Source organism: uncultured Wocania sp. (genome assembly GCF_964021735.1).
Classification (GTDB): Bacteria; Bacteroidota; Bacteroidia; order Flavobacteriales; family Flavobacteriaceae; genus Wocania_A.
In genome coordinates this window covers 1-8,175 of the sequence record NZ_CAXIBN010000139.1, presented here as the reverse complement: position 1 = coordinate 8,175, position 8,175 = coordinate 1, and the positions used below count along the sequence as shown (strand labels likewise).

The 8,175-nt window shown below is 31.9% G+C and carries 6 protein-coding genes; 2 read left to right on the top strand and 4 right to left on the bottom strand.

Annotated elements, in window-relative coordinates:
* Positions 1-144: 144 nt before the first annotated feature.
* The 4 genes from AADI82_RS11645 to AADI82_RS11630 all read right to left on the bottom strand — a co-directional run bounded on the left by AADI82_RS11645 (position 145) and on the right by AADI82_RS11630 (position 4,778).
* A complete protein-coding gene (locus AADI82_RS11645) occupies positions 145-2,502 on the bottom strand; it encodes a TonB-dependent receptor plug domain-containing protein (protein WP_341216602.1) in 2,358 nt (785 codons plus the stop codon).
* On the bottom strand, positions 2,495-3,391 hold the full coding sequence (locus AADI82_RS11640) for a FecR family protein (protein WP_341216601.1): 897 nt from the start codon (positions 3,389-3,391) through the stop codon (positions 2,495-2,497). Before AADI82_RS11640 ends, AADI82_RS11645 begins: the two co-directional genes overlap by 8 nt.
* A 74-nt stretch (positions 3,392-3,465) precedes the next feature.
* Positions 3,466-4,260, bottom strand: coding sequence for a cation transporter (locus tag AADI82_RS11635; RefSeq protein ID WP_341216600.1), 795 nt, complete (start codon positions 4,258-4,260; stop codon positions 3,466-3,468).
* Between the two features lie 2 nt (positions 4,261-4,262).
* The gene (locus AADI82_RS11630) at positions 4,263-4,778 is read right to left on the bottom strand and encodes an RNA polymerase sigma factor (protein ID WP_341216599.1); all 516 of its coding nucleotides are present in this window, start codon (positions 4,776-4,778) and stop codon (positions 4,263-4,265) included.
* Positions 4,779-4,926: 148 nt separating this feature from the next.
* Between AADI82_RS11630 and AADI82_RS11625 the strand changes: the two genes are divergently transcribed.
* Positions 4,927-6,678: a hypothetical protein gene (locus AADI82_RS11625; protein WP_156113390.1), complete on the top strand. Its 1,752-nt coding sequence runs from the start codon at positions 4,927-4,929 to the stop codon at positions 6,676-6,678.
* Positions 6,679-6,867: 189 nt separating this feature from the next.
* Positions 6,868-8,175, top strand: a 1,308-nt coding sequence (gene ffh, locus AADI82_RS11620) for a signal recognition particle protein (RefSeq protein ID WP_341216598.1), incomplete at its 3' end; no start/stop codon positions are given.

Genomic DNA, 8,175 nt, shown 5'->3' with positions numbered 1-8,175 from the left:
TTAGGATGGTTTTTTATTGTTTTTATGCAAAGATAAAGTTCCGCTTTAATGAACTTTATCGGCTGTTAAATGAAGTTATAAGCTTTTTTCTTATAAAGTCAAATAGTTATTACGACAATTTTTAAATATATAATATAAACTTTATCAAAAAGTAACACGAATACTTACATTTGGTGTAATGCCTAAAGAGTGGTTTTCAACTTTATTAATCATATTATCAGCATCTAAAGAGTAGTAAGTGTTAATTATGTTTTTTTGATTAAAAATATTCCAAACCGAAGCACCAACAACAGCTCGCGATCTGTTAAAAATATTAAACGAGTAAGTTGTAGAACAATCTGCGCGTAAATAATTGTCTAAATTACTACCGTTTGGTGTGGTATAAGTAATGGTGTTATCGTCCGGATCATCATTTGCATAATCAGGCAATGTTGTAGGTTTTCCAGAGCGCCAATTTAACCCTAACGCAAATTTAATATCATTATATGTATACACTCCAGAAAGTGCTAAAGCATGACGAATATCAGCATTGTTAGGAAATGAAATACCGCTATTCAAATCAGGAAAGGTATAATCGTTTTTGCTGTAAGAATAGCTTAACCATGTGCTAAAAACATTATTAAATTGTTTGTTTACCAAAAAATCAACGCCTTTAATTTGGTAACTTCCAATACTGTTTATAAACTGATATTGGTTTTGAAATCCTTGACTACGAGTAGTAATACCATTAACTTTTTTAAGATAGCCTTCAGCGCTAATCATCAATTTGTTTTTATTATAATGCAAACCAACTGAAGCTTGTTTACTTTTTATAATAGGAACAGGTTGAATATTTTTATTGTTAATAGTAATAACCTCGGGGTTGTTATTCGATAAAATCCATCGTCTGTTTTCAATCCCTAAAAAATCGTTTTGTAAATCGATAATTTGAGATGTGGTTTGGCTTTTAAGTTCGCTCAATAATTCAAATCTAAAATTGTTTAAAAACCGCTGACTAAAACTTAAACGCGGTTCATTTATAGTCATGTTGAATTTCGGAAAATGGTTTATTCTATTCCCAAATTTCAAATTGGTTTTTGCATCGTTTGATAAAAAAGCAGCTTCGGCATAAAGTGAATGACTCCGCACAACATCTCTTATAAAGCTTCTAAAAATCGGATTGTTTACATCTTCAAGGTTACTAATCCCAACTTCGGTAAATTGATAGCCTCCATTTAGTTTTAACTGATTATTGTGGTTGTAATTAATATCTAATTTTGCCGAACCATCAATGACTTCATTTTCTTGAATTAATCGTTGGTTGTTTATTATATCGAAATTAATAGCGTCTAAATCATAATTAGTAACATATACTTGCGCAGTGGTTGAAAGTTTTGAAGTCCAACCTCTGGTGTAGCTTAATCCTAATGCAGAATTACGTTGCGACAATTTGCTGTTTAAAGCTTCGTTTCTGTCATTAATATTGGCTAGTTCTTCATAATTTAATTTGTTGTTTGCGTTTAAAAAGTGAAACCGAATTTTATCTTTTTTAGTAATGTCATATAGAAATTTTGCAGTAATATCGTAGAAATAGAACTGTTCGTTTTTGTCAATAGCTTCATCATCTTGATTAAAATTGGTTAAATCTGAATCTTGAAAAACACGTTTTTTATAAAGATTGTAAGTTGGTGTGGTAATCAAATCTGTTACCGAACGACGCATGGAAATTTGCAATTCGGTATTATACGATAAAGGAATTTTAGCAAAAACATCGGCATTAATTAAATTAAATCCACCGCCAGCTTTAAACACATTGTCAATATCATTGGGTAATTGCATATCGATAATACTAGAAATACCATCGCCATATTTGGCGCGTGTTCCGTTTTTTGAAACGTTTACTTGTTTTGTGGTGTATGGATTGAATGCTGAAATTAATCCAAAAAAATGTCCAGATTGATACATTTTAATACCATCCCAAAGCAGCAAGTTTTGGTCGTGCGTACCTCCTCGAATATTAATATTCGACACGGTTTCGTCAATACTTAAAACTCCTGGAAGCGATTGAATGGTTTGTAAAACATCAGGTTCAATTAAACCTGGAAGAATACCAAAAGTTTCTGGTTTTATGGTAATAGAGCCATCGTTTAATTTTGTAATCCCTGTGGTTAGATAGTTGGTTATTATGACTTCGTCGAGTTTTTGAATGTTGTTTTGCAGACTTAACGGTTTATTAATTTTAATGGCGACAAATCGATTGTCTAACAATTCAAAATCTAGCTTCGTTTCATCTTTAAGAACATCTAAAACTTCAATTAAAGTTAAATTTTCATCTGGAATTGTTGCTTTTTTATTATGAATGGTCGCATCGGCAAAAGAAAAACTAATGTTGTATCGTGTTTCAATAATTTTTAAAACGACAGTAAGTGAGTGCTTTTCTTTTTGAACAATTTGAGCATTCAAATTCAAAATATTCAAAAAAAATAATAGTATAAAGATAGAACCTGTACCTTTTCTACTCACGCTTTAATGTTATAGTTTTGTTGTTTTTTTTATGTGTTAAGCGTAAAGGTACGGTAATGTTTTTTATTGCAATTTCTAAACTATCGTGCGGAAAACCAACAGTAACTAATTGATTTGTATCAACATTGGTTACATCAAAAGTAACATGGTATTGTCTTTCAAATTCGGCAATAACTTCTTTAAAAGGTAAACTTTTAAATTGGCTTTCGTTATTTAACCACGAAGGTGTTGTGCGGTTTTCTTTTTCTTTAGCAATTAGTTTCCCATCGATAATTAAAAAGCGGTCTCCCGGTTTTAATTTTGTTTCTTGAGAATTGTGCGTCACGCCAACTAATCCTTCGTAGCAAATAACCTCAAAATAATTGTCCCGTTGTTTTACATTAAATTGAGTACCATAAACCGTTACGGTTCCTGATTTTGTAATAACATTAAATGATGAGCCTTTGGCAACTTTAAAAAAAGCTTCGCCATTAAGCTCAACTTCGCGCTCTTGTTTCCAGCCTTTTTTATTGAATACTAACAACGATTTAGCATTAAGCGAAACACTAGAAGCGTCTGGTAATTCTATAGTAGTTTTTTGAGCATATTGAGTAGTAATCGTCGTGTCTAAAGTGGTTGTGTAATAGTATAAACTAAAACAAATAGCAAGTATTGCAGCAACACGCATTAATGGTTTTACCCAATGTGTAGTCTGCTTTTTAGAGCTCTTAATTTTAGATAATACGGTTTCTAATTCGGTAGACGTATTAAAATTATCAGCCTTAAAAGCTTGCACGCTGTTATTTAACTTTACTAAATCATCGTAATCTTCAAGGTTTTTAAACGCTTCAAGTTCCTGATCATTTAGATTGTTATTTAACCATTTCGATATGAGTTTTTCTCTGTTCATGATTTCGTATTCAATTATATAACAGTTAACTTTTATTTTTTCCTACCCTTGGAGTGATTTTTTTTAATTAATATTTACTTCCCAAGTTTTAATATTCTCGAAGCGCCTTGAACTACTAAAATAAAAACGATAGTTCCTATGATTAAGTCAGGTTTATTCGAATTAAGCCAGTTGACTAATAATCCAGCAGAAATGACACCTAAATTGATAATGATGTCATTTGAGGTAAAAATCATACTTGCCCTCATATGTGCTTCTTTTTTGCTTTTAGATTTTTGGAGAAGGTAAAGGCAAACACTATTTGCTATTAAAGCTAAAAAGGAAATAATAATCATGGTAGAAAAGTCGGGAAGATTTTCTGTGTCAAAAAAGCGCCTTAGTACTTCTAAAAAACCAATAATGGCAAGCGTTATTTGAAAATAACCAGCAAGTTTTGCTACACGCTTTTTTGTTGATAACGTTCTGCCAACTGCTAAAAGGCTTAATCCATATACGAATGAATCAGCAAGCATGTCTAAACTATCTGCAACAAGTCCCATTGACTTGGAAATGATTCCAGTTGTTATTTCTAAAAGGAAAAACAAGAAGTTTATAGATAAAACAGTCCAAAGTAGTTTTCTTTGGTTAGAATTTTCTATAAATTCAATTTGTTCACTGTGTTCAGTTTTTAATTTTTTTTCGCCTAAGTTTAATTGGGCTATAGATTTTTCAATTTGGTCAATTTTCCCAATATGAAAAACTGTTAATATTCGGTTCGGAATATCAAATTCCAAATTTTTAATACTAGAAATCCCATCTAATTTCATTCGAATTAAATTTTCTTCAGAAGGACAATCCATTTTATTGATTTTAAATAATGTTTTTTCCATCATCACAGCTCCTTAATTTCCTCCCGCAATTTTTTCAAAGCACCATAAATCCGTTTTTCAACCGCTTTGGTCGATATGTCTAAAAGCTCTGCAATTTCTTTAAAACGTTTTCCTTCAACTCTATTCATCATAAAAGCAACACGCTGTGGTTCGGTTAAATTAGCTAAGGCTTTTTGTAACTTGTCATTATACTCAGTTTCCTGCATTAAAAACTCAGGGCTTTCGTTAGTAGACATTTTCGGTTTCGTTTGCTGGTATTTTAGCACTACTTTTTGGTGTGCCGCTTCATTCAACATTAAATTATTGGCGGTAGTAAATAAAAAACTTTTGGCTTTGTCTGGAGAAATCTTCGCGCAGTTTTGCCATAACTTTATAAAAGCTTCTTGCGTTTTGTCTTTTGGGTTTAGCAACTCGCCAAACTTATAGTATAAAAAGTTGTGTAAATCTTTAGCGTGTTTATTAAATATGGAAGAAAAAATACGTTCCTCGCAAATATTATCGTGTAATTGTTTCTCCATTGTAATTAGCTGTTAATACTACTAAAATAAGCTTTTTTAGAGTTTAGAATTTGGAATTTTTTAAATTTTTTTAAAAAGTAGGGTAGGAATTTTTAAAGTTATCTTGTTTTATATTCAAAATGCTATGTTTAACCCAAATTTTAATATTATGAAAACTAAAATTAGTACTTTATTGCTATTACCTTTTTTTGCCCTTTTAATGTTTACATCTTGTCAGGAAGAAGTTGTTGACATTACACCACCAGCAGAGACTGAAGCTCTTACAGCTAGTGCTCCATTAACGGCACTAATGAGTTCTGCTTCTAAAATGGATGGCTCTAAAGACAATATTATTGACAGAGCAAGTTGTTTATCTATTAAATTACCTGTTACGGTTGTTGTTAACGGACTCGAAATTATTATAGATTCAGAAGAAGACTATAAAGTGATTGAAGCTATTTTTAATGAGTTTGAAGAAGATGACGATCGCTTAGATATCATCTTTCCTATTACAATTATTACAGCAGAACATGACGATATTGTAATCAATAATGCCGCTGAATTAAAAGAATTTGTTGATGAATGTAAAGGTGAAAATGAAAATGACGACGATATAGAATGTATCGATTTTAAATATCCAATTTCTTTTTCGATTTACGATGCTAACTTTCAAGTTATTGATGTGATTACTGTTGAAAATGATAGACAATTGTATAAATTCATTAAACGTGTAAAAGAAGGAGAAGTGTTTGCAAGTCTTAACTTTCCTGTAACTATGGTTTTAGCTGATGGCACAGAAATAGTTGTAAATAATAACCAAGAGCTAGAAAGCACTATTAATGAAGCTAAAGACACTTGTGATGAAGATGATGATAACGATTATGGCGACGACGATTTTACAAAAGAACGTTTAGACGAATATTTAAAAATTTGCCCATGGGTTGTACATGAGTTTAAAAGAAACAATCAAGATAACACTACTGATTATAAAGAGTATGCTTTAAACTTTAAAGAAGATGGTGTTGTGAAAATGCGTGCTAGAAATGGTGATATATTAACTGGTACTTGGAGTACTCGTGTAACCCCTAGAGGCGCACTTTTAAAATTAGAATTCGACACCTTAGCAGACTTTACTTTAGAATGGATTGTTTACGATATTGAATACGGTAAAATAAAACTATACGAAGAAGGTGGAAATAGAATTATCATGAAGAAAAACTGTGATGTGGTTATTGACATTACTAAAGAAAGAATTGAAAACTACTTACAAGAATGTTTGTGGAGAGTTGCCAGATTACAGGTTGATGGTAACGATAATGATAAAAATTATATAGGAACACCATTAAAATTCTTTGCTAATAATGTTGTTAAAATTCGTGTAAATGGAGAGTTTGTTGAAGGTACTTACGAAATAGGAGTTAGAAACGCTGGTTTCATCTTACAAATTACTTTAGATGGCAGACCAAATTTAAAATTAGAATGGTTTATTACATTCTTAGAACCAGGTGTGATTAAGCTTGAAAATGATAACAATCAAATGGTTTTAAGAAGACACTGTCCAGATGGTGATAGCGATATAAATTATATTGATGATGTACTTGTAACTGGAGAATGGGAAATAGCTTTATATAAAGATGGCGATGTAAATAAAACGGATGAATACTTTATGTATACAATTAATTTCTTAGAAAACGGATGGATTAAAGTAACCGATCCTAATAACGGAATTATTGATGGTAATTGGTTAGCTTACAGATATGAAGGTTTGCATTTAGGAATGCATTATGGTATTGAGCCACCGTTTCAAGTGTTAAACCACAGATGGAAGATTTTAGAAATTAATCCAAATAGAATAGAGTTAAAAGATCTAAGCTCAACAGGAGAAATAGAACGCATATTAGTCCTTGAAAAGAAAGCATAATTATGTTTTTGGTGAAAAAGGAAACTCATCTTTTCGGTTGGTTAGGTTAATTATTAAGTAAGTTTCCTTTATATAGGCTGTCAAATTAATATTTGGCAGCCTTTTTTATTCTTCTTTTTTATAGAATGTTACTTCTATAATACGCTTCAAATCCTTAAATTTGCATTTCTTAAAATTTCAATAAAAATTATGTTTAATAATTTAAGCGATAAATTAGATAAAGCCTTACACGTTCTTAAAGGGCATGGAAGCATCACAGAGGTAAATGTAGCCGAAACTTTAAAAGAAGTTCGTCGTGCATTACTAGATGCCGATGTTAACTTTAAAATAGCTAAAGAATTCACCAATAGAGTTAAAGAAAAAGCTTTAGGGCAAAACGTATTAACTACGTTACAACCCGGGCAACTTATGGTTAAGATTGTTAAAGACGAACTTACCGAACTTATGGGAGGCGATGCCGAAGGCATTAATCTTTCTGGTGCACCAAGTGTTATTTTAATGTCGGGTTTACAGGGTTCTGGTAAAACAACGTTTTCTGGTAAGCTAGCTAATTATCTTAAAAATAAAAAAACTAAAAAACCACTTTTAGTAGCCTGTGATGTGTACCGTCCAGCAGCAATCGATCAATTACATGTTGTTGGAGAGCAAATTGGCGTTGAGGTTTTTAGCGATAGAGGAAATAATGATCCTGTTGCTATTGCACAAGCAGGTGTTGCCCATGCTAAAGCTAACGGATTTAATGTGGTTATTATAGATACCGCTGGTCGTTTAGCTGTAGATGAGGTAATGATGACCGAAATCTCAAATATTCACAAAGCTATTCAACCGCAAGAAACCTTATTTGTTGTAGATTCTATGACAGGGCAAGATGCCGTAAATACAGCGAAAGCCTTTAACGATACCTTGAATTTTGATGGTGTTATCTTAACTAAATTGGATGGTGATACCCGTGGTGGAGCTGCTATTTCTATTAAATCTGTAGTTAATAAACCCATTAAGTTTATTGGTACAGGAGAGAAAATGGAAGCTATTGATGTGTTCTATCCATCACGTATGGCAGACCGTATTCTTGGTATGGGTGATGTGGTGTCTTTAGTAGAACGTGCACAAGAGCAATTTGATGAAGTTGAAGCTAGAAAACTTCAAAAGAAAATAGCGAAAAACCAGTTTGGATTTGATGATTTCTTAAAACAGATTCAACAAATCAAGAAAATGGGTAATATGAAAGACCTTGTAGGCATGATTCCTGGTGCTGGAAAAATGATGAAAGATGTTGATATTGATGATGATGCTTTTAAAGGTATTGAAGCTATTATTCATTCAATGACACCAAAAGAAAGAAGTAATCCTTCTGTTATCAATGCGAGTAGAAAAAAACGTATTGGTAAAGGATCGGGAACATCAGTTCAACAAGTAAATCAGCTGTTAAAACAATTCAACCAAATGAGCAAAATGATGAAGATGATGCAAGGTGGTGGCGGTAAAAAAATGATGCAA

Coding starts and splice junctions, on each gene's coding strand:
- AADI82_RS11640 (WP_341216601.1), bottom strand. CDS start 3,391: ATGAACAGAGAAAAACTCATATCGAAATGGTTAAATAACAATCTAAAT.
- AADI82_RS11635 (WP_341216600.1), bottom strand. CDS start 4,260: ATGGAAAAAACATTATTTAAAATCAATAAAATGGATTGTCCTTCTGAA.
- AADI82_RS11630 (WP_341216599.1), bottom strand. CDS start 4,778: ATGGAGAAACAATTACACGATAATATTTGCGAGGAACGTATTTTTTCT.
- AADI82_RS11625 (WP_156113390.1), top strand. CDS start 4,927: ATGAAAACTAAAATTAGTACTTTATTGCTATTACCTTTTTTTGCCCTT.